1 protein-coding gene is annotated in these 361 nt (G+C 42.7%); it reads left to right on the forward strand.

The window, feature by feature from the left end:
- On the forward strand, positions 1-361 hold a 361-nt coding region (locus SORDD27_RS09445; protein WP_231069344.1), incomplete at both ends, for a prealbumin-like fold domain-containing protein.

The following is a 361-nucleotide window of genomic DNA, read 5'->3' on the forward strand; positions in this document are numbered from 1 at the left end:
TCACTTTCCAAGTTAAACCTAACGGTACTGTTGAAGTGACAAAAGTAGGTGAAAAAGATTCTAAAGGTGAAGACAATCGTGTTGTAGCCCAAAATTCAACTCTGACAGTTACTGATAAAGATGACGATGTAGCTCGTAAAATCACGTTCAGTAAAATTAGTCTTGGTGGAACAGAAATCGCAGGTGCTCAAATCAAGATCTACAAGGGCGACAAAGCAGAAGGCACAGCCGTAGAAAGCTGGACATCTGAAGCTGGTAAGTCTAAAGATCTCAACTTGGCTCCAGGCACTTACACCTTCCATGAGGAAGCAGCCCCAACTGGTTACCTCAAAGTAACGGACATCACTTTCCAAGTCAAACA

Origin of the sequence: Streptococcus oralis (assembly GCF_001579025.1) — a bacterium.
Lineage (GTDB): Bacteria > Bacillota > Bacilli > Lactobacillales > Streptococcaceae > Streptococcus > Streptococcus oralis_X.